At 60.3% G+C, this 18,691-nt stretch carries 18 protein-coding genes and 1 tRNA gene; 8 read left to right on the top strand and 11 right to left on the bottom strand.

Annotated elements, in window-relative coordinates:
* Nucleotides 1-13: 13 nt before the first annotated feature.
* The gene (locus EIY72_RS15555; RefSeq protein ID WP_093219800.1) at nucleotides 14-901 is read right to left on the bottom strand and encodes a Dyp-type peroxidase; all 888 of its coding nucleotides are present in this window, start codon (nucleotides 899-901) and stop codon (nucleotides 14-16) included.
* A gap of 262 nt (nucleotides 902-1,163) precedes the next feature.
* Between EIY72_RS15555 and EIY72_RS15550 the strand changes: the two genes are divergently transcribed.
* Nucleotides 1,164-2,789 carry an NADP-dependent glyceraldehyde-3-phosphate dehydrogenase gene (locus tag EIY72_RS15550; RefSeq protein ID WP_093219797.1) on the top strand — a complete coding sequence of 542 codons (1,626 nt, stop codon included), beginning with the start codon at nucleotides 1,164-1,166 and terminating at the stop codon, nucleotides 2,787-2,789.
* Nucleotides 2,790-2,833: 44 nt separating this feature from the next.
* A complete protein-coding gene (locus tag EIY72_RS15545; RefSeq protein WP_093219794.1) occupies nucleotides 2,834-3,874 on the top strand; it encodes an FUSC family protein in 1,041 nt (346 codons plus the stop codon).
* Between the two features lie 4 nt (nucleotides 3,875-3,878).
* On the opposite strand, the gene EIY72_RS15540 is transcribed toward EIY72_RS15545, so the two are convergent.
* Complete coding sequence (locus EIY72_RS15540) at nucleotides 3,879-4,772, bottom strand: DMT family transporter (RefSeq protein ID WP_093219790.1); 894 nt, start codon at nucleotides 4,770-4,772, stop codon at nucleotides 3,879-3,881.
* Nucleotides 4,773-4,908: 136 nt separating this feature from the next.
* Here EIY72_RS15540 and EIY72_RS15535 point away from each other — a divergent pair, with 136 nt between their 5' ends.
* The gene (locus tag EIY72_RS15535; protein ID WP_093219786.1) at nucleotides 4,909-5,346 is read left to right on the top strand and encodes an Lrp/AsnC family transcriptional regulator; all 438 of its coding nucleotides are present in this window, start codon (nucleotides 4,909-4,911) and stop codon (nucleotides 5,344-5,346) included.
* A 66-nt stretch (nucleotides 5,347-5,412) separates the two neighbouring features.
* On the opposite strand, the gene EIY72_RS15530 is transcribed toward EIY72_RS15535, so the two are convergent.
* Nucleotides 5,413-6,084, bottom strand: coding sequence for a Bax inhibitor-1/YccA family protein (locus tag EIY72_RS15530; RefSeq protein ID WP_093219782.1), 672 nt, complete (start codon nucleotides 6,082-6,084; stop codon nucleotides 5,413-5,415).
* 123 nt (nucleotides 6,085-6,207) lie between these two features.
* Between EIY72_RS15530 and EIY72_RS15525 the strand changes: the two genes are divergently transcribed.
* The 3 genes from EIY72_RS15525 (at nucleotide 6,208) to EIY72_RS15515 (ending at nucleotide 7,754) form a co-directional block, all read left to right on the top strand.
* A tRNA-Ser gene (locus tag EIY72_RS15525) sits at nucleotides 6,208-6,295 on the top strand.
* A 215-nt stretch (nucleotides 6,296-6,510) separates the two neighbouring features.
* Nucleotides 6,511-6,720: a hypothetical protein gene (locus EIY72_RS15520; RefSeq protein ID WP_093219779.1), complete on the top strand. Its 210-nt coding sequence runs from the start codon at nucleotides 6,511-6,513 to the stop codon at nucleotides 6,718-6,720.
* Between the two features lie 182 nt (nucleotides 6,721-6,902).
* Nucleotides 6,903-7,754, top strand: a complete 852-nt coding sequence (locus tag EIY72_RS15515; RefSeq protein ID WP_093219775.1) for a hypothetical protein — start codon at nucleotides 6,903-6,905, stop codon at nucleotides 7,752-7,754.
* 751 nt (nucleotides 7,755-8,505) lie between these two features.
* Here the strand turns inward: EIY72_RS15515 and EIY72_RS15510 are convergent.
* Entirely contained in the window at nucleotides 8,506-9,309 is an 804-nt protein-coding gene (locus tag EIY72_RS15510) for a helix-turn-helix transcriptional regulator (RefSeq protein ID WP_093230481.1), read from the bottom strand.
* Between the two features lie 191 nt (nucleotides 9,310-9,500).
* Here EIY72_RS15510 and EIY72_RS15505 point away from each other — a divergent pair, with 191 nt between their 5' ends.
* Complete coding sequence (locus EIY72_RS15505) at nucleotides 9,501-10,865, top strand: APC family permease (RefSeq protein ID WP_093219771.1); 1,365 nt, start codon at nucleotides 9,501-9,503, stop codon at nucleotides 10,863-10,865.
* A gap of 15 nt (nucleotides 10,866-10,880) precedes the next feature.
* Nucleotides 10,881-11,978, top strand: a complete 1,098-nt coding sequence (locus EIY72_RS15500; protein ID WP_093219767.1) for a DmpA family aminopeptidase — start codon at nucleotides 10,881-10,883, stop codon at nucleotides 11,976-11,978.
* A gap of 233 nt (nucleotides 11,979-12,211) precedes the next feature.
* Here the strand turns inward: EIY72_RS15500 and EIY72_RS15495 are convergent, their stop codons facing one another.
* From EIY72_RS15495 to EIY72_RS15465, 7 genes are all read right to left on the bottom strand, one after another.
* Entirely contained in the window at nucleotides 12,212-12,751 is a 540-nt protein-coding gene (locus EIY72_RS15495; RefSeq protein ID WP_093219764.1) for a lysis system i-spanin subunit Rz, read from the bottom strand.
* Entirely contained in the window at nucleotides 12,733-13,392 is a 660-nt protein-coding gene (locus EIY72_RS15490) for a glycoside hydrolase family 19 protein (protein WP_093219760.1), read from the bottom strand. The genes EIY72_RS15495 and EIY72_RS15490 overlap by 19 nt, the downstream gene beginning before the upstream one ends.
* A 58-nt stretch (nucleotides 13,393-13,450) precedes the next feature.
* On the bottom strand, nucleotides 13,451-14,494 hold the full coding sequence (locus EIY72_RS15485; RefSeq protein ID WP_093219757.1) for a phage late control D family protein: 1,044 nt from the start codon (nucleotides 14,492-14,494) through the stop codon (nucleotides 13,451-13,453).
* 67 nt (nucleotides 14,495-14,561) lie between these two features.
* Nucleotides 14,562-14,768, bottom strand: a complete 207-nt coding sequence (locus EIY72_RS15480) for a tail protein X (protein ID WP_093219753.1) — start codon at nucleotides 14,766-14,768, stop codon at nucleotides 14,562-14,564.
* A complete protein-coding gene (locus EIY72_RS15475) occupies nucleotides 14,743-15,588 on the bottom strand; it encodes a phage tail protein (RefSeq protein ID WP_093219749.1) in 846 nt (281 codons plus the stop codon). Before EIY72_RS15475 ends, EIY72_RS15480 begins: the two co-directional genes overlap by 26 nt.
* Nucleotides 15,589-15,600: 12 nt before the next feature.
* Complete coding sequence (locus EIY72_RS15470; RefSeq protein WP_093219742.1) at nucleotides 15,601-18,228, bottom strand: phage tail tape measure protein; 2,628 nt, start codon at nucleotides 18,226-18,228, stop codon at nucleotides 15,601-15,603.
* 155 nt (nucleotides 18,229-18,383) lie between these two features.
* Complete coding sequence (locus tag EIY72_RS15465) at nucleotides 18,384-18,683, bottom strand: phage tail assembly protein (protein WP_093219737.1); 300 nt, start codon at nucleotides 18,681-18,683, stop codon at nucleotides 18,384-18,386.
* Between the last annotated feature and the right edge of the window lie 8 nt (nucleotides 18,684-18,691).

The following is an 18,691-nucleotide window of genomic DNA, read 5'->3' as shown; positions in this document are numbered from 1 at the left end:
CGCTCCTTGATTGTTAGCCGATGTGCAACGCGCGCAAGTCCAAGCGGCCGTCCTTGAGCGGCGGGCACCAGTAGTAGCCGCCGGTAATCGGCCGGCTGATGCGGTACAGACCGTCGGTGATGCCGTCTTCCAGGCCGCTCATGCGCCGCAGCTGGGCTTCGAAAGCGTCGAGGGAGAAGCCGAAAGCGAGGAACATCAGGCCGGCGCGGTCGCCTTCGATCCACGGCATCGAACGGCGCACCACGAAGGCTTCCGGTGCAAAGCTTTCCTGGGCAGTGCGTTTGACATGGGCAGACACCGGCGCCTCGTCGATTTCTTCGTTGTCGCTCAAGCGGCGGCCCATGATGTTGTCCTTGTCTTCGGACGACAGGGCATGAAAACCCTTGAGGTCGTGCTGCCATTGCTGAATCGCGGCGAAGCTGCCGCCAACGGTGCCGTCTGCGCCCTCGCCGACCAGCGCAGCGGCCACGGCGGCTTCGTCGTGGGGGTTCTCGGTGCCGTCTTCGTAACCGGTCAGGTCATGGCCGGTCTGGTGGCGGAAGGTTTCGTTCATCTGTACCAGGCGCAGCGCCGGGGCCAGAGCGGCTTCGATGGCGTTGCTGCGGTTGAGCAGTTCGCCACGGTCTTCACCATGCAGCCAGCACCAGAAGGCATGTTGAGTCGATGGGTTATCGACACCCACACCGGTCAGGGCCGGAAATGCGCGCAAGCCTTCGATGCGGCCATCCAGGGCCTTGACCAGGGATTCGCCGAAACCGATGACCGCCGACTTGCCATCAACCAATCCTTGCAGTTTGTCGAGCGCGGCCGGCAATGCGGCGGCGGATTCGAGTGCGAAGAACAGGTGGCGAGCTTGTGACGGAACGGGGGTGGCGAGAATGCCCGGCTGGTAATGACTCATATGAACTCCTTGAAAAAGTGCAGGGAGTTTAACCGGGGAAGGCGTATTTGTGTGGGCGCACCTGCCCTTCCCCGCACGGGATAACGCAAAGACGCCCCCGCCACCGTCAAACAAGGGCTAGGCTTTTCAGTTGATCGGCGCGCCGGTCCATTCGCGATCCATCGTGCTTTACGGCACAAGGCTGAGATGAGTCATGACAAGTGAGGGTAATGCCTGCTAAAACGATTCATCCATGCATCACCCAAACCAGAGGGTTAGCGACATGAGCACAGCATCGATCCTTGGCAACCTGTTTCCCGACGCCGACAGCATCCCGGAAAAGTACCGTCTCGACGGCCAGACCGAACAGCGTGAGTACCTGGTCGATGGCGAACTGAAAACCTGGTCCGGTCCCCTAGCCCAAGTCCGCAGCCCGGTGTACCTGGCGGGCCCCAACGGTGATCAACAGGTGATTCTCGGCAGTACACCGCTGCTCGATGCCGACACCGCGCTGACCGCCCTCGACGCCGCCGTGCGTGCCTATGATCGTGGTCAGGGGCTGTGGCCGACAATGCGCGTGGCCGAACGCATCCAGCACGTCGAAACCTTCCTCGGGCGCATGCGTGAGCAACGCGAGGCTGTGGTCAGGTTGCTGATGTGGGAAATCGGCAAGAACCTCAAGGACTCGGAAAAGGAGTTCGACCGCACCTGTGACTACATCGTCGACACCATCAACGCCCTCAAGGAACTCGATCGCCGTTCCAGCCGCTTCGAACTGGAACAGGACACCCTCGGCCAGATCCGTCGCGTGCCCCTCGGTGTTGCCCTGTGCATGGGTCCATACAACTACCCGCTGAATGAAACCTTCACCACCTTGATCCCGGCCTTGATCATGGGCAATACCGTGGTGTTCAAACCGGCGAAACTCGGCGTGCTGCTGATCCGTCCGCTGCTCGAAGCCTTCCGCGACAGCTTCCCCGCCGGGGTGATCAACGTCATCTACGGCAGTGGCCGCGAAACCGTCAGCGCGCTGATGGCCAGTGGCAAGATCGATATTTTTGCCTTCATCGGCACCAACAAGGCCGCCAGTGATTTGAAGAAACTGCACCCCAAGCCTCACCGCTTGCGCGCAGCACTGGGCCTGGATGCGAAAAATCCCGGCATTGTCTTGCCGGAGGTCGATCTGGACAATGCGGTCAGCGAGGCGGTCACCGGTTCCCTGTCCTTCAACGGCCAGCGCTGCACGGCGCTGAAAATCCTCTTCGTGCACGAAGATGTGATCGATAACTTCATCGAGAAATTCAACGCCAAACTCGCCGCGCTGAAACCCGGCATGCCCTGGGAAAGCGGCGTGGCCCTGACGCCGCTGCCAGAGTCGGGCAAAGTCGACTACCTGCACTCACTGGTCGCGGACGCCGAAAGCAAAGGCGCGAAAGTGGTCAACCCCAACGGCGGTGAAGCCCGTGCGTCGTTCTTTTACCCGGCGGTGCTGTACCCGGTCACGCCGCAGATGCGCGTATACCAGGAAGAACAGTTCGGCCCGGTCATTCCCATCGTTCCCTATCGACACCTGGATACCGTGATCGACTACGTACTGGAGTCGGACTTCGGCCAACAACTGAGCATTTTCGGCACCAACCCGGTCGCGGTCGGCCGCCTTGTCGACACCTTTGCCAATCAGGTCGGGCGCATCAACCTCAATGCCCAGTGTCAGCGGGGACCGGACACCTACCCGTTCAACGGCCGCAAGAACTCTGCCGAGGGCACCTTGTCGGTGCATGACGCCTTGCGGGTATTCTCGATCCGCACGCTGGTGGCGACCAAGTTCCAGGAGACCAACAAGGACCTGATCAGCGAAATCATCAGCGGCCGCAGTTCGAGCTTCCTGACCACTGATTACATTTTCTGAGGGCACTCGATCTGAGCACATCCATCAGCCATCGTCTTCCGCCCTTGTTGCGCCGACTGCTGCGTCCGCTGCTGGACCCGTATCGGCGTTATCGCCATGCGCGGGTGATCCACGCGATACGGGTGTCGCTCGGCTTGCTGGCGACCATCCTGCTGACCACCGGCATTCACTTGCCTCACGGCGAGTGGGCCTCGGTGACCATGCTGGTGGTGATCGGTGGCCTGCAGCACCACGGCAACATCGGCAAGAAAGCCGCCGAGCGCGCTATCGGCACCCTGCTCGGTGCCGGCGTCGGTCTGGCGTTGGTCATGCAACAAGCGTGGCTCGGCATGCCGTGGCTGACCTACTTTCTGATGTCGTTGGTCTGCGGGTTCTTTTCGTATCACGCCATCGGCAAGGGTGGCTACACCGCGCTGCTGGCGGGGATCACCGTGTTCATCGTTGCCGGTCACGGCGACAACCCGGTGACCGATGGCTTGTGGCGCGGGGTCGACATCCTGATCGGCATCACCCTGGCCCTGGCGTTCTCCTTCGCCCTGCCGCTGTACGCGGTTTACTCCTGGCGCTACAACCTGGCCGATGCCTTGCGTGATTGTGCAAAGGTCTACGGGCGCATTATCGATGGGCAAGCGGTGACTGCCGACGAGCACCTCGAGGTGATGACGCGCCTGAACAAGGCGATGATCCAGTTGCGCTCGCTGATGCCGTCGGTGTCCAAGGAAGTGAAGATTTCCATGACCGAACTGGACGCCATCCAGCGCAACCTGCGCCTGTGCGTCAGCACCCTGGAACTGCTCGGCAACATCCGCCCGGATACCAGCGACCCTGAGGCCATGGCGCACCTGCAAACTGCATTGAAAGCTGAGCACCGGCAGATTCGGGTTCAACTGATCGGCATGGCCCGGGCGCTGAAATCCGGCGCGACGCTGCGCCTCAGTCGGCCCGTGGCGCTGGCGGAGGCGAGCCTCGATGCACCGATCTACAGCGCCCTGGACGGCTATCGCATGCTCACCCTGCAACTGGCAGCCAACGTCGCGCAGATGCGTGAACGACTGGCCCGGACCGCAACCCACTGGAACATCTGACGCGTTACTGTGTGACCGTCCTGCGCCACTTCAGGCTCCATCCCTGCTGCATGCCGGCGGCGGCCAGCAGAATCGCGGCAACCCCGATCCACTGCAGCGGCGCCAGTCGATGGCCGAAGGCGAACCAGTCGACAAAAATCGCCGCGATCGGGTAGATGAACGACAGTGCGCCGGTCAGCGCTGTGGGCAATTTCTGGATCGCGCCATACAGCAGCACGTACATCACCCCGGTGTGCACGATCCCCAATGTCACCAGGCTGGCCCAGGCACTCGGCGCTTGCGGCAACGCGGAGAAATGCGCGAACGGCGCCAGCAACAACACACCCGTACTGACCTGGATCAGCGCAATCAGATGCGGTGGCGTACCGGTCAGGCGCTTGATGATCAACGCCGCAATCGCATAGAGAAACGCCGCGCCCAACGCCAGGGCAATGCCCAGCAGATAGTCATTGCCACTCTCGCCCTGGCTGCTATGGGCGCTGACGATCGCCAGCATCCCGAGGAACGAAACGCCCAGCCAGGCGAGCTTCTGCGCAGTGATTTTCTCGTTGAGGAACAGGGCTGCCAGGCCCACCAGCATGAACGGCTGAACGTTGTAGACCGCCGTGCCGATGGCAATCGAGGCACGGGAATAGGACGCGAACAGCAACACCCAGTTGCCAACGATCGCCACACCGCTCACCACTGCCAGCAGGAAGGTGGTACGGGTGAGGATGCCGGGGCGTAAAAAACCGAAGGCGGCGCAAATCAGTAACAAGGTGCCGGCGCCGAACAGGCAACGCCAGAACACCACATCCAGCACCGGTTGCCCGGAGACCAGCACGAACCAACCGATGGTGCCGGAGATCAGCATGGCGGCAGTCATCTCGAACGAGCCGCGGCGTATTGTCTTGTCCATCATCAAGCTCCTGTGTTTATGGACAAAGTATGCCAATCGACCCTGCTGGCGCTCCAGAGCAAAAATCAGGCTAAACTCGAGATCTGCCTTTTTTATCAAGGCGAATCTGACCGATTGCCTAAAAGAGGGTTTTGCCATGACCGACCACATCGACCAGCTACTGATCAGCGCCCTGATGGAGGACTCGCGACGCTCGCTCAAGGCCCTGGCGCAGATCAGTGGGCTTTCCTCCCCCAGCGTTGCCGAACGCCTGCGCCGCCTGGAAGAGCGTGGCGTGCTCAAGGGCTATACCGTTGAAATCGACCCGAAAAGTTTCGGTTATCAGCTTCAGGCCATCGTGCGGATTCGCCCGCTGCCGGGGCAATTGCAGGAAGTGGAACGGCAGATCATGGCCATCCCCGAGTTCACCGAGTGCGACAAAGTCACCGGTGACGACTGCTTCATCGCCCGCCTGAATGTGCGCTCGATGGAACAACTGGACACCCTGCTCGACCGCCTCAACACCCACGCCGAAACCAACACGGCCATCGTCAAGAAAACCCCGGTGAAACGTCGTCTGCCACCGATGGCGTGACTCGCCTCTCAAATTGCAGACAAGAAAAAACCCGCCGAAGCGGGTTTTTTCATTCAAGGCTGACGATCAATCGTCACGGCCCATGATGCCGAAGATCTGCAACAAGCTGATGAACAGGTTGTAGATCGACACATACAGGCTGATGGTCGCCATGATGTAGTTGCGTTCGCCGCCATGGATGATGGCGCTTGTCTGGAACAGAATGCAGACCGAGGAGAACAGCACGAAACCAGCACTGATCGCCAGCTGCAGGCCGCTGATCTGGAAGAACATGCTCGCCAGCGTCGCACCCAGCAGCACGAAGAAGCCTGCAGTGATGAAACCGCCGAGGAAGCTCATGTCCTTGCGGGTGATCAGCACGTAGGCCGACAGGCCACCGAACACCAGCGCGGTCATCGCGAACGCCGAGCTGACCACTTCAGCGCCGCCCTGCATACCCAGGTAACGGTTGAGGATCGGGCCGAGCAGGAAACCCATGAAACCGGTCAAGGCAAACGCCGACACCAGGCCCCAGGCCGAATCACGGAGTTTGTTGGTGAGGAAGAAAAGACCGTAGAAGCCGATCAGCACCACGAAAATGTTCGGGTAACCGACACGCATCTGCTGGGCAACGAAAGCCATTACACCGCTGAATGCGAGGGTCAGGGCGAGCAAGCCGTATGTGTTGCGCAGGACGCGGCTAACCTCTAGCTGCTCAGCCTGCACGCTGTTATTAACTGCGTAATCCTGTTCGCGCATGGCGACACTCCTGTTGGTTTGAAACGTTCAGTCGCAAAGATCATAACAGACGCTCTGTAACTAGCTATGCAGAGAGTTTGACAGTGTGTTTCATTCAGGTATTATGGCGCCCGCAACGCAAACGGAGGTGTGGCCGAGTGGTTTAAGGCAACGGTCTTGAAAACCGTCGACTGTAACAGGTCCATGAGTTCGAATCCCATCGCCTCCGCCATCTTTATACGACAAAGCCCTGATTTTTCAGGGCTTTGTCGTTTCTGGGGTTTGGTGACTAGATGTGATGGGAGCACCATCGTTTCCGCATCTTTTCAGCTATTTCCACAACCCTCCCTCAGAAATGACCTGAATCATCTGCCTCCCGCGCCTTCTCTGGCGTCCTGCCGACCTAATACGCTCCTGCTACGCTGACCTCAAAACCGAGGATTCGCGATGCCAAACTCAGACCTGCTCCCTTCCCTGCTCTTCAAAATCAATGAAAACCAACTCGCCCTGGAAGCCGCCATCATGGAGCTTTCCAACTGGGTCGAGGCCCGTGGGTCCGCAGATGTTGCGGACAACGTGCGCGGCGCCCTGGAAGCCATCGACAAAAATGAAGAGTTCATCAAGATGACGCTCGCTGTGATGATGGCGCCGGACTGACTACATCACGCTTGTAAATTGATACCAAACTACCTTGAGTTACCACTGTGCGCTCTCGGACAAGGGGAAGAAATAACAGAAATCGCCAATTGTTCTAGACGCCAGAATTACTGGATCCGTACCACGCATCTTGCCCGGACTAGACTTGCACAGCATCACGCGCGATGTGAGGTAATTAGAGAATGAGGGGCGCATGGATAATCGGGCTCGTGCTGCTCGGCGGCTCTGCCCAGGCGACTGATGCACGCAAAGAGAACTCATTCGTGTGCAAATTACCGGCCATACCCGGAACGGTTTATTTCAAGAATGTGATTGGCAAGCAGTACAACTTCAATCAAGACGGATCGGCAGGCGGCGACCGTGTGAGGTTGCTTGGCACACCAGGCAATGGCTCAGTGACTTTTTCAGGCATCCCTTACAATGGCAAATCCGTGCGGGTCACTATTCTGCCCGACGGCTCAGCAACCACCAGCCTGGATGCCATTGATGACCCGAGTGCACCAGGCATCTATGGGGACGCGTCCAAGAAGCTGGCCCACCACTGGGGTAAGTGCACGATCAAAGCTTTACCCAATCCAGAGCTAATGTCAGCCAAATGGGAGAAAGCTCACCCCCCTCAGGCGGCCAAGATTAAATCCGTCAGCGCTTCATCCACAATTCGCAGCTCCACACCAACGACTTCGAAATCTGAGCCCTCAACGAACGCCCAATCCAAGGAGCACCAGAAGCAGTTTGGTCGGGCAGACGGCTGTCTGATCGATGCTGGCATCCAAGACACCGTGAATTGGCAGAACCACTGTAACTTCCTCGTGTATGCCGTAGCTGTCAGCTACAGAGCCGAAGGCCCGATAGGCTCTCCTGAAGTTCACGAAGTGCCCCCTAGCGGCTACATGGGGGCACCGGCCGGCAATGATAGCTCCTACCGTTCAGAGGTTTTTGCATGCAAAGCGCCGTACATGCCGGCCATGCCTGTAGACGAACGCTATTTCAACAAGGCTCCAACCAACCTGCCACCGTGCGAGCTTCGCCCCTAATCTGTCAGAGGCAGTCGTATGGCAATTCGGAGTCCCCCGCCAGCACGACCTGGAACTCGCCATCATGGAGCTCTCCAACTGGGGGAAACTGTGGCTCTGCCAATGTTGCGAAAAATGTACACGGCGCCCTAGAAGCCATCGGTAAGCGGTAAGAATGAAGATTTCATCAAGCCGACGCTCGCTGTGATGATGGCGCCGGAATGACAGCTGCCGGGCAATCCGTGTTTTTTTGATAACGACGCTGATTCACTACCCGTGCTCAGGTCGTTGCGACTTTTTGGGCCCGGTCACTTGTAAGGTCGTGTTTGCGCATATCGCAGAAAAAGGTATTCCAGCTCCTGCTGATATTCCTCACCTGCGAACCTGAATCTAATGTTTCTGATTTCATCAGTCACATCAGTGACAGCTTACGCGTTGTCTTGACAGTCTTTTTCCGCAAGCTCTCTTGCGGCCTTTATCACAGCCACTTCGGTTATGTTCATGGCTGCCTCCAGCATGATTTTACTTTTGACGCCGCTTACCGGGAGACAGTTCAATCAAGTCCTCTATGGGGCGGTTGCTGCCCTCAGCGACAGGCAGAAATCGGCCAAAAGCAGTCACACAATGAGAGTCGAAAATCAATGAATCTGAGCCAGGCCGACTGTCAGCTTTGGTCGATTCCTGCCCTTTGCAAGAGGCAGTGATCAACCAACTACTGCCATGCAAAGCAGATTCGGCACCAGAGGTTCTGTTTATTGCAGCCACAAGGCGATCATGGGCTCTTGGGATCGTGACCTAAAGCCTGTATGAACAGCGCGAACAGCTCAGGCTGAGAGGATATATCGAGCTTTGCGTAAAGGTGCCGGCGGTGCACCTTCACGGTATCCGGTGAAATCGCCAAGCGCTCGGCAATGGCCTTGGACGAATGGCCACGCAGCACTAGCTGAGCAATTTCCAACTCCCGTTCCGACAATACGCCGGAACCAAATTGGGTCATCGCATCACGGATTTGCATGGGAATTTCAGTATTGCGTGCAATAGCAAGGCTTGAGCTGCAGAGTTGCCAATGCTGCTGCATAAGCGCCAGCACCCAGGCACTTATCAGTTGAAGCAGGCCGTACTCTTCGGCGCTGAACGCACGGTGCATGCCCAGTGATAATGAAAGTGTGCCCTCACCCGGCAGTTGGAGGATGAATTGAACCTCGTCTTCCTGCACGTGTTTGTGGAAGTAGCTGAGGAAGTATTCGCTTTGGCGAAACTGATCGGGAGCCACTTCCTCGAGCCGATGCAACCCGCTGGGCAGTCCTTCGCAGCACGATTGGTGGAACGGGTCGAGCAGGTAAAGCCCACCCAGGTAATCGACCATTGGCGTCAACCCGATATCGGGTGTGCCATCAAAGAGTTCCAGTGGCAGCGGCGTGCCCTGGGGGGGAATGTGGGTGGCCAGAGCATTGTCAAATGGCAGCCATTGGCGCAACAGCAGGATCATCTGCCTCCAAAAACGTTCCCCGCCAAGTTGCTCGACGATTCGGGCCAGCCCGACGTGCATGCCGGCCTCCCGGAATAAAGTTTCCATGTACATCTCCGCGCTCGCAGGGGTGAGGTGGCTAGTGTGGCTGATCAGCCCCATCCCGGGTCAAGGGGAGTACTCCCATCAGGTTATTGTCGTGTGTACCCGGTGCTGCGCAGAATCGGCGCAGCGCAGGTCGTGCATCGCTGCGTCTCAATTCGCTTTGCCTTAATCCAATAACAATACAAGGAAACGATATGAGCACTTCCACCCCGCAAGGGAGCGGCCTGAAGCCCAGCCTCGGTGTGTTTGACGTGGTCGCCATTACGGTATCGGCGGTCACTCCCGCAAGTTCGGTATTTGTTATCGCGCCCTTCGCCATCCAGCAAGCGGGCAGCGGCGCGTTTCTGGCTTTCATCATCGCCGCCTTTCTGGCTCTGATGTTTGCCTGGTGCTACGCCGAACTGGGTCGCGCGCACAGTTCCGCCGGCGGCGAATATGTCTACGCCAAACGTGTATTCGGCGGCATGGCGGGTTACGCCACTTTCCTCACCGTGATGGTGGCGCTGCTGTTCATTCCGCCGGTACTGGCCACGGGCGCGGCAACCTATTTGAACGGTGCACTGGGCACGCAGTTCGACACCCAAATGGTGGCCTTGATTATTGTGGCCACCAGCTATCTGCTGGGTATTCTCAATATCAAGCTGAACGCCTGGATCACGGGTTCCTGTCTGTTGCTGGAAGTCGCTGCGCTGCTGGTGATTGTCGTGCTGGGTTTTGGCCACGCGACGCAGCCGCTCAGCATTCTGGTGCAGCCACAATTTGTTGATCATGGTGTGATGTCGGTCGCGCCCTGGGTCCTGGTGATCGGCGCGGTCGGCACCGCATTGTTCTCCTACAACGGTTTCGGTAGCGCCGTGCTCCTTGCCGAAGACATGCACGACAGAGGTCGCAGTGTGCACCGTGCCGTGCTCTGGTCACTGGCGTTGGTCGTCGTGATTGAACTGGTGCCGCTCACTGCGCTGCTGATAGGTGCGCCGTCCCTGCAAGATATGTTGGCTAGCCCGGACCCCATCGGCTATCTGCTCAGCGCCCACGGCAACCCGACACTGTCGCGGTTAGTCAGTGCCGGGATTTTCCTTTCGGTATTCAACGCCATCGTTGCCATCGTCATCCAGGTTGGCCGGGTCGTCTACAGCAGTGGTCGTGACGAACTCTGGACACCATCGTTGAACCGCGCCCTCACACGTATCCATCCACGCTGGGAATCGCCTTGGCTGGCGACCCTGTTCCTGGCTGTGCCTTCGGCAGCGCTGAGCTTCAGCTCGAACCTCGCCGAGCTCACCTCATTCTCCGTACTGTTGCTGATCCTGATTTACCTGGTGGTGGCGCTTTGTGCACTGTTCAGCCGCGTGCTGCGCAAGGAACGCGAACACCCGTACCGCATGCCGTTGTGGCCGCTGCCGGCGATGCTGGCGGTACTGGGCGCCGGTTACCTGCTGGTCAACCTTTTGCTCGGCGCCTCGCATCGCGACCTTCTCATCATCGTCGGGATATTTGCCATAGCGGTCATTTTCTACAGAACCAACGGCAGGCTCAGCCCGGCCTTCCAGAAACTTTGAATTTCAGGAGCAGTTATGCGAGCACGTGAACTTGGAATCAGCATTGGGCTCGGCACTCCGGGCCAATTCAACGCCATTACGGATGTACCGGGAGTACGGGTCGGGCACAGCACGATCTGTGAGGAACGTAACGGCAAGCAGGTACGTACCGGCGTGACAATCGTCCAGCCGCGCAGCGGATCCCCTCGCATGCAACCCTGCTTTGCCGGATGCCACGTCCTCAATGGCAACGGTGATGCCACCGGGCTGGAGTGGATACGTGAGGCCGGCCTGCTGACCACACCGGTAGCGATCACCAACACCCACAGCGTTGGTGCAGTGCGTGACGCATTGATCAACTGCGAGCGCGGCCAGGGCGGCGACGCGATCTATTGGTGCATGCCGGTGGTCATGGAGACCTTCGATGGTCTGCTTAACGATATCTGGGGTCAGCATGTCGGACCCGAGCAGGTCAACGAGGCCTTGGCTTTAGCTCGCGGCGGAGTCGTCGTCGAAGGGGCTGTCGGGGGGGGTACCGGAATGATCTGCCATGAATTCAAGGGTGGCATCGGCACAGCCTCGCGTCGGCTGCCAGCGGACCAGGGTAGCTGGACGGTAGGGGCTCTGGTGCAAGCCAATCATGGCATGCGCCGCGAGTTGCGGGTTGATGGCTACCCGGTCGGGCGCTTGCTGGGTGAAATCGAGTCGCCGTTCGCCGATAGCGGTACGCCCGGAATGGGCTCCATCGTGGTTGTCATCGCAACCGATGCACCGCTATTGCCCCACCAGTGCCAGCGCCTGGCTCAGCGTGCCTCCATCGGTATCGCCCGCACCGGCGGTGGCACGGAAGACTCCAGCGGCGACATTTTCCTCGCCTTCGCGACCGGAAATCATGACATACCGCCAGCTGACTATGCGCGTAAAGGCCTGCCCCTGAGCACTACGGTGGACATGGTCAACAACGATCACATCTCACCACTTTTTGCTGCTGCGGCCGAGGCCGTAGAAGAGGCCATTATCAACGCATTGTTGGCTGGGCGTGAGATGGTCAGCGAGGACGGTCGCCGGGCGCCGAGTCTGGATGGCCAGACCTTGCTGGGTGCGCTGCGTACGCTGGGTTGGGGAAAACTGTAGGTCGTATAGGCTAACCAACAGCTGATGGAGCAGCGCCGTTCGTTGTAGGTCCCAAAGCCCGCCCATGCGGGCTTTTTCATTTCGGCCAAGACATCTAGGCGAAATAGCTGTTTGTGGGCAATTTTGCCTCTCGCCACCGTCAGCTTTGGGTCGGTTTCAGCCGGTCGCGACAGGCAGCGAAGGGTCGATAGTTGCCACGCAATAAAATAATGCAGAACGTCCCTACTTCTCTTTCAGCGAGATAGCTCCCGAACGTAGCCTTGGCACGCGGCCAACGCGATCAATCCGCGATCGCCGGCGTCGGTGATGCCGATAATTCGTTGAGCATGCGCTGGCTCAAGTTCGGCTCTTGTGCCTCCATGAACCACGCCGCCGGCGCTGGCAGTGGCTGACAGCCCGTTACCGCCGACGCTGCCGAATCCGGCGGCGAGAATGACTGACAGCCGGACATGAGCAGTGGCAAGGTCATCAGACACGCGTTGCTGAGCCGTCTTTGCATCAGAGAGTTCCTTGTGGTGGGTTTCATCATTGGTCTTTAGCCGGGCCTCCAGGGCCAGCCGCTTGGCCTGCTCGATCGCCAGCTTGGCCATGGCATCCTCAGCACGCTTTAGCGCCGCCTGATCGGCCTGGCCTGCCTTCTCGGCGAGCTGCTGGCCATAGCGCCAGTCTTGGACCTTCCAGGCTCCGGCAGCGGACGCGCCGGCGATCGCCATCAGCACCAGGGCAACCGCCCAGGGGCGCACCGGCGGCGGGATCAGATCGAGGACGGACATAGCACCCCCTTGGCCGTTGCCCACAACGCCAGGCGCTCGGCGCGGCCGTTGTCGCCGCCGTTGACCACGCGCGTGATCCGATCGAACTGGCCAACGTCCGCCAACTCGTTCAAGCCTCGATCCCACCAGTACCAGGCCGCCGACATGGCCGCATGCTCCGGCTGTTCCAGCAACTCGGGGCGATCCAGCAACGGCAGCCCCAGGGCCTTGCCGCACAGCCGATAGTTATCGCTGAAGGTGATCCCGATCAGGCCACGCCCTCGGTACTTGTAGCCATCACCGGACGCCTCGGGGCCGTTACCGTAACGGCCGCCATAAACACGGTTAGCCAGCTTTTCCGAATTGCGTAGATAGCCCTTGGCAAACTCCACCTCGGCCGGATCGACCCGGCCGTTTTTGTTCAGGTCAAAGCCGTACTTGAACAACAGCGCGACCCGCTCGGGGTCTTTGTAATAGAGGCTTTCCGACAACTTCGTCAGGCTGACCGACTCGTGCCCGACTTGCGCCAGAAAGGCCGCCTGGCGCACCGGCGACGTGATGTCGAACCGCGCCATGGCCAGATTAAGCGCGGACACAAAAACGCCCGCGACTGGGCGGGCGTTGGGGAGGATTCGCAGCAATTGCTGCTCAGTGATGGGCATGCACAAACTCCAGGCATAAAAAAACCGCACAAGGCGGCGGGGTTGCGCCTCAGCGGCGTTATTGCAGGTTCACGACCTTGACCGGTTTCGCGGCGGTCTTCTTGGCTTTGGCCTTGGCTTTGCCCTTCTTGCCGCCGTTACATTCGGCGGTAGTGGTCCAGCCCGATTGGGTAAACACCTGCTCCACCGAATCCACCAGGTACTCGCCATCGAGGCCGACTTTGAAGCCCTGGGCGTTTATCGAGACTTCGGCAAACAGGTCGGTACGCCCTACCATTTCCAGGCGCACAGCGGCGGTCGAGCGATTGAAGGCGGCCAGGCGCGCCTTGGCGGCAGCCTCGGCGGCGGACTTGTTGGGGTGAATATGGCGGTCAGTGTGCACCGCCGGCAGGCCGGCCGGGGCGTCGTCGTTGTCCAAGTTGACCACCTTCACCTCGCCGGTCTTCTTGTCCTGATGCTTGGTCGCTACGGCCTTGTGCGTATTGCGATCGCCCAAGCGGAATTGCCAGCGGCTGACGTCCGCCCGGGTGATGGTGATGGTGGCCAGCGGCTTGCCGCTCGCGCTTTCGCCACCCTGGCGCGGCATGACCAACAACTTGCCGTCGCCGACCTTGGCGGTGCAGTCGTATTGCTTGGCCAGGCGCGTGATGAAGTTAAAGTCGGACTCGTTGAGCTGATCCGCCCGGGGCACTTTGGTGGCCACAGCACACTCCGGCGACCAGCCGTTGCGCTTGGCCACGTCAGCGACGATCGTCGACAGCGGGACATTTTCCCAGCTACCGCTGCGCGTGGTCTTGCCACTGCCGCGCATGTCGCTGGCCTTGCCCCGGATCACGATCGTATCCGGCGGGCCGGTCACCTCGATTTCATCGACCACGTAACGCCCGAGGCGCGCCAGCGCCGCGCCGGCATAACCCATAAAAATCTCAATGCCGGCACCACGCGACGGCAGCGCCACCGCACCGTCTCGGTCATCAATGCGCAACTCAAACTCGTCGGACTCCATCCCGGGCTTATCCGAGGTGCGCAGCAACAACAGCCGATCATTGATCAGCTTCGTGATGTCGGCACCGTCAGCGACGATGCGAAAGCTGGGGGTCATGGAATTTTTCCAAAAGAAAGCCCGCACAGGGCGGGCAAGGTTGAGCGTCGTTACGCGTAACGCGGGATCAGTCCCACAACATCACGATTTCCTCAGTGGCCGCCGGCAGATCCGGCAACACGATCAGCACGCCGTCGCGAAACGGTTGCGCCTCATCGGCCAGCCCCGGGTTGGCATCCAACACCAGCTCGACGCTGCGACTGAGGTGGCCATAGAAGTTATGGCAAATGGTGTCGAGCAGATCCCCGTCAGACGTTCTGCAGGTCGTCGCCATAGCGCACAAACTCCAAGGTAAAGGCCTGTTTGCGAGGAATGCCGCCCTGTAACAGCGCGCTCTGTTCCTCTTCGATGTTTTTCAGGCACCAGTTCCCCAGCACGTCGCCATAGCCCGTGGTCAAGCCCAGGGGCATCAACTGCGCACCCAGCCGGCGCAGCGTGTCGAGCTGCTTCAGGCCACCCTTGAAGCCCGGGAAAATCGCCCCCTTAAGCGTGATCTTTTCGTCACCCATGCCGACCGCCTGCTGGGCCGGGCGGCGCGTCAGGCGCTCCTGAGAGGCCCAGCGGAATTCAGTCGAGCGGCGCAGCTCATCAAAGGCCGCCGTGTCCAGATTGAAGAAATACGGCTGCGCCTTGGGGTCGCGTGGTTGCACGATCAACAGATGCGGGAATGGCTTCACCGCCTCCGGCGCCGGCGTGGCGTTGCCGCCAAAGGCGCCGGTCGGAATGATGTTGGCCAGCGACGGGCTAATTTGCCCGGCGATCTTGTTGGCCGCCGACATAGCCCGCCCGGTCTGCTCTTTCAGCACCCCCATACGTTCGTCAATCTGCGACACCGCGCGGGTGGCCTTGCCGTACACGGCCACCACCTGGCCTACTTTCGACTGTGCCGCATTGACCCCGCGCAGAACCCGCTGGAGCTTTTCACCGAGCGCCGGCCCAATGACCGGCAAGCTCTCCAGCTCGGACGCGGCGCCGGTGATTTCACCAATGGCGCCATTGACCGGCCCCATCATGCCGTCAAGGCTGCGCCGCCCCGCTTCGCCAGCCGTGGCCAAGTACTTCAGGCCCGCCTGTAGTTGCTCCATGTAGGGCATAACCCCTCCTAATCAAAGATGCGCTTGGTCATACAGCGTGCGGCCCGACAACTGCTGCGCCACGTCGCGCAACTTCAGCTCAATTTGCGGCATCAGTTTGCGCAAGAGTTCGTCCGGATCTTTCACGTCGCCTTGCACCGTCAGGGTCAGCGGCGCATTGATTTCGATTTTCTGTTCAAACTTCGGCGGCTGCGTGGGCTCGATCGCTGCCGCCAACGGCGCGGCGACCTGGGCGGCGCTGGGCGCCTTCGGCACGACCATGGCACGCGCCACGTCGCCCGAGCGCGTTTCCGCCTCCGGCAGCATGGCCTTGCCCGGATCGGCCAACACAGGGCCTGCTGGGGCCTTCACAGCGCCTGCTGGAACAGTGGCCGGCAGCGGAACAACCAGCGGCGCCGGTGGCAGCTTGGCCGGTAAAACCGGCGCAGGCAGTACCGACAGCGACGGCAGGCCGCCGGGGGCCGGAACACTCGGCGCCGGCAGCGCCATCATCAGCGGCGCCGGTCGGGTCTTGAATGAGGCCGCGATATCGCCCATCACCGGCGGAATGTTCTTGCCGGCATCGGTCATCATCAGCGGCCCGGCGATCGGCATCGAGCGCGCCGGCGCGTCACCACCAAACAGCGACTTGCCGGCGTACCCGCCCAGCGCATCACCGCCCAGGCTGCCCAGGTACGCACCGACCAGGCCACCGACCACCGTACCAATCAACGGCACCGCCGAGCCAATTGCCGCGCCGGCAGCGGCACCGGCGATCGATCCCGCCAGGCCGCCCATGGCTTCACCGTAACCCTCGGCTTTTTCATCGCGGGTCGTGGCGTTGTCGTAGGTGTCTTTTGCCTTGAACCCGGCATCAATGGCGGCAAACAAGGCCGCGCCCTTGATAGCGGTACCGACCTGGATGCCACGCCCAGTGCGCCCGCCCTTGCTGCCTTTCTTGCCTTCACCCTCAGCGCCGGCAGCGGCGCCGGCATCGAGCCCGCTCCCGCCGGCCGGCAGGTTGGTGACGATCACCTTTTGCGGGATGTTCGGGTTACCCATCAGCGAGCCGCGGCCGAGGTTGATCAGGCCCTTACCGATCTTCACGCCGTTGACGACGGTACGCACGGCAATGAACCCGGCGGCCACTGCCGCCACGGCCTGGACCAGTCGCGGCGATTCATCAGACACCGAGCTAAGGCCCCGCCCGACAACCGCCAAACCATCGGCCACCCCGTCCGTTACCGGGCGCAGCGCGTCACCGATGGCGCGCATTGAGTCATCCATGGCCTGGGCCATTTCCGCCCATTTCTGCGACGACGTTTGTCGGCGCTCTTCCAGGTTCTTATCCAGAATGCCCGAGGCGCTGGCCGACTCTTTCTTCAGCCGGCTGTAAAGCTCCTTGTTCTGCATGTACGCGGTCAGCGCGCCCTTAACCTGCATGTCGGCGAACAGGTCGCCGGTGCGCAGGGCTTGCTCCAGGGAGGCAATCATTGCCTTGGCTTTTTCCGGGTCCGTTTCCTTGCTGATTTTCGCCGTGGCTTCCGCCATGGCGGCGGCTTTCTTCGGATCGGTGGCCGCGATGTAGCGTTGCGCCAGTTCAAAGCTGGATTCCAGGGTCGACTTACCGTTTTGCAGCCCGGTATTCATCGACGCCTGATAATCAATGCCGACGTCTTTGTAAGCCTTGATGGTGTCGCCGGAGCCGATTTTCTCCATCCAGTTTTTCAGGTTGTTGGCCGCCTCATCGGCGCCGCCGGCGGTTTTCATTTGCACCTGAAGCATGGCGCCCAGTTGCGTCACCGAGTCCATGCCAGTGATGCCCAGCTTGCCCATGCCCGCCAGCAATTCAGGGAACCAACGCGCCATGTCGGCCGCTTCAAAGCTACCGGCCTGGCCTTGGTAGGCGATCGCCTCCAGGGCCTTTTGCATAACGGCCGGGTCGGTGATCCTGGCGTTCTGCCCCAGGGCGTTGATCATCTTCGCCGTTTCGCCACCATCGGAGCCCTGGCCAATCACGAACTTGGCCGCCGTGGGGGCATAGTCCAGGGCCTTGCTCAGATCCATGCCGGCGCCGACCAGGGCGTTCACCACCTCGGCCACTTGGTTGCGCGCCATGCCCGAGTCTTTCGCCGTATCGACGATCGTCTTGGACATTTGCGTCTCTTCAGACGTGCCGGCAATCCCGGCCTTGATCGAGATGTCACGAATGATCGCGCCAAAGTCCGCGCTGACCTTGGTCGGAATCGCCATCACAGCGGTGCCGGCCACGGCCTGGCCGAGCGTGCTTTTCATGCCCTCCGCGCCTTCGCCAAGCTGCTGACGACCCAGCGCTTTCAGCTCGGCCTTGCGCGCGGTACGCCCCAGGGCGTCATAGGCCTTTTCCAGCCGGCCGACCTCGATGCCTTGCTTTTTCAGGCTCGACAGGTTCGCTTCCAGCTTGCGATACAAGCCCGAAGCCCCGGCCGATCCGCTGTCATGGGCCTTTTTCCATTCGTCCCGCAGACGCATGGTGTCGCCGATGGTGTTTTGCAACACCTTGGCATTCGCCCCGGCGACCTCCAAGCTTTTGATCTTGTTCTTGACGTCCTTGACCGCCGCGCCCAGGGAAGCATTGACCGCCCCACCAATCACCAGGCCAAGCGCTAATTTGTTCGACATGTCCGCGCCCTATAGGTCAGTTGGGTACAACGGCGGCTCAATCCGTGAGCCACCAGACCATTTCGGAAAAGGGCATGGCCATAATCTCAGCGGCCGAGAAATTGAACTCGGCCGCCAGGCGCTTGGCCAGGCCCTTCATTTCGCTGGGCTTGAAGTTATTCGTCATTGACCAGGCGAAAATAGCCCGCCTGCAAACGCGCATGGTCGGTCAACTTGAGCCCCAACAGGTCGGCCTCACCGACTTGCGTCAGCGAGGAAAACATGGCCATTTCGCGCTTGTCGTCGTCACCGTTGGCCGCCGCGTTGGCCACGCGCAGATCCCGCACGCACGGGGCGCGCATAAACAGCGTGTCGTTTTTGATGCCGTCGACTTCGATCGGGTACTTGAGCGTTACGGCAACGCCGTCGGCAGTCACGGCCAGCCACTTCGGCAGCTCTTTGTTTGCTTGAGTCATGTTCGGTT

Source organism: Pseudomonas vancouverensis (assembly GCF_004348895.1).
In the GTDB taxonomy this organism is placed as follows: domain Bacteria; phylum Pseudomonadota; class Gammaproteobacteria; order Pseudomonadales; family Pseudomonadaceae; genus Aquipseudomonas; species Aquipseudomonas vancouverensis.
The sequence above is the reverse complement of the archived record's forward strand: the minus strand, read 5'-3'. Positions and strand labels throughout refer to the sequence as shown.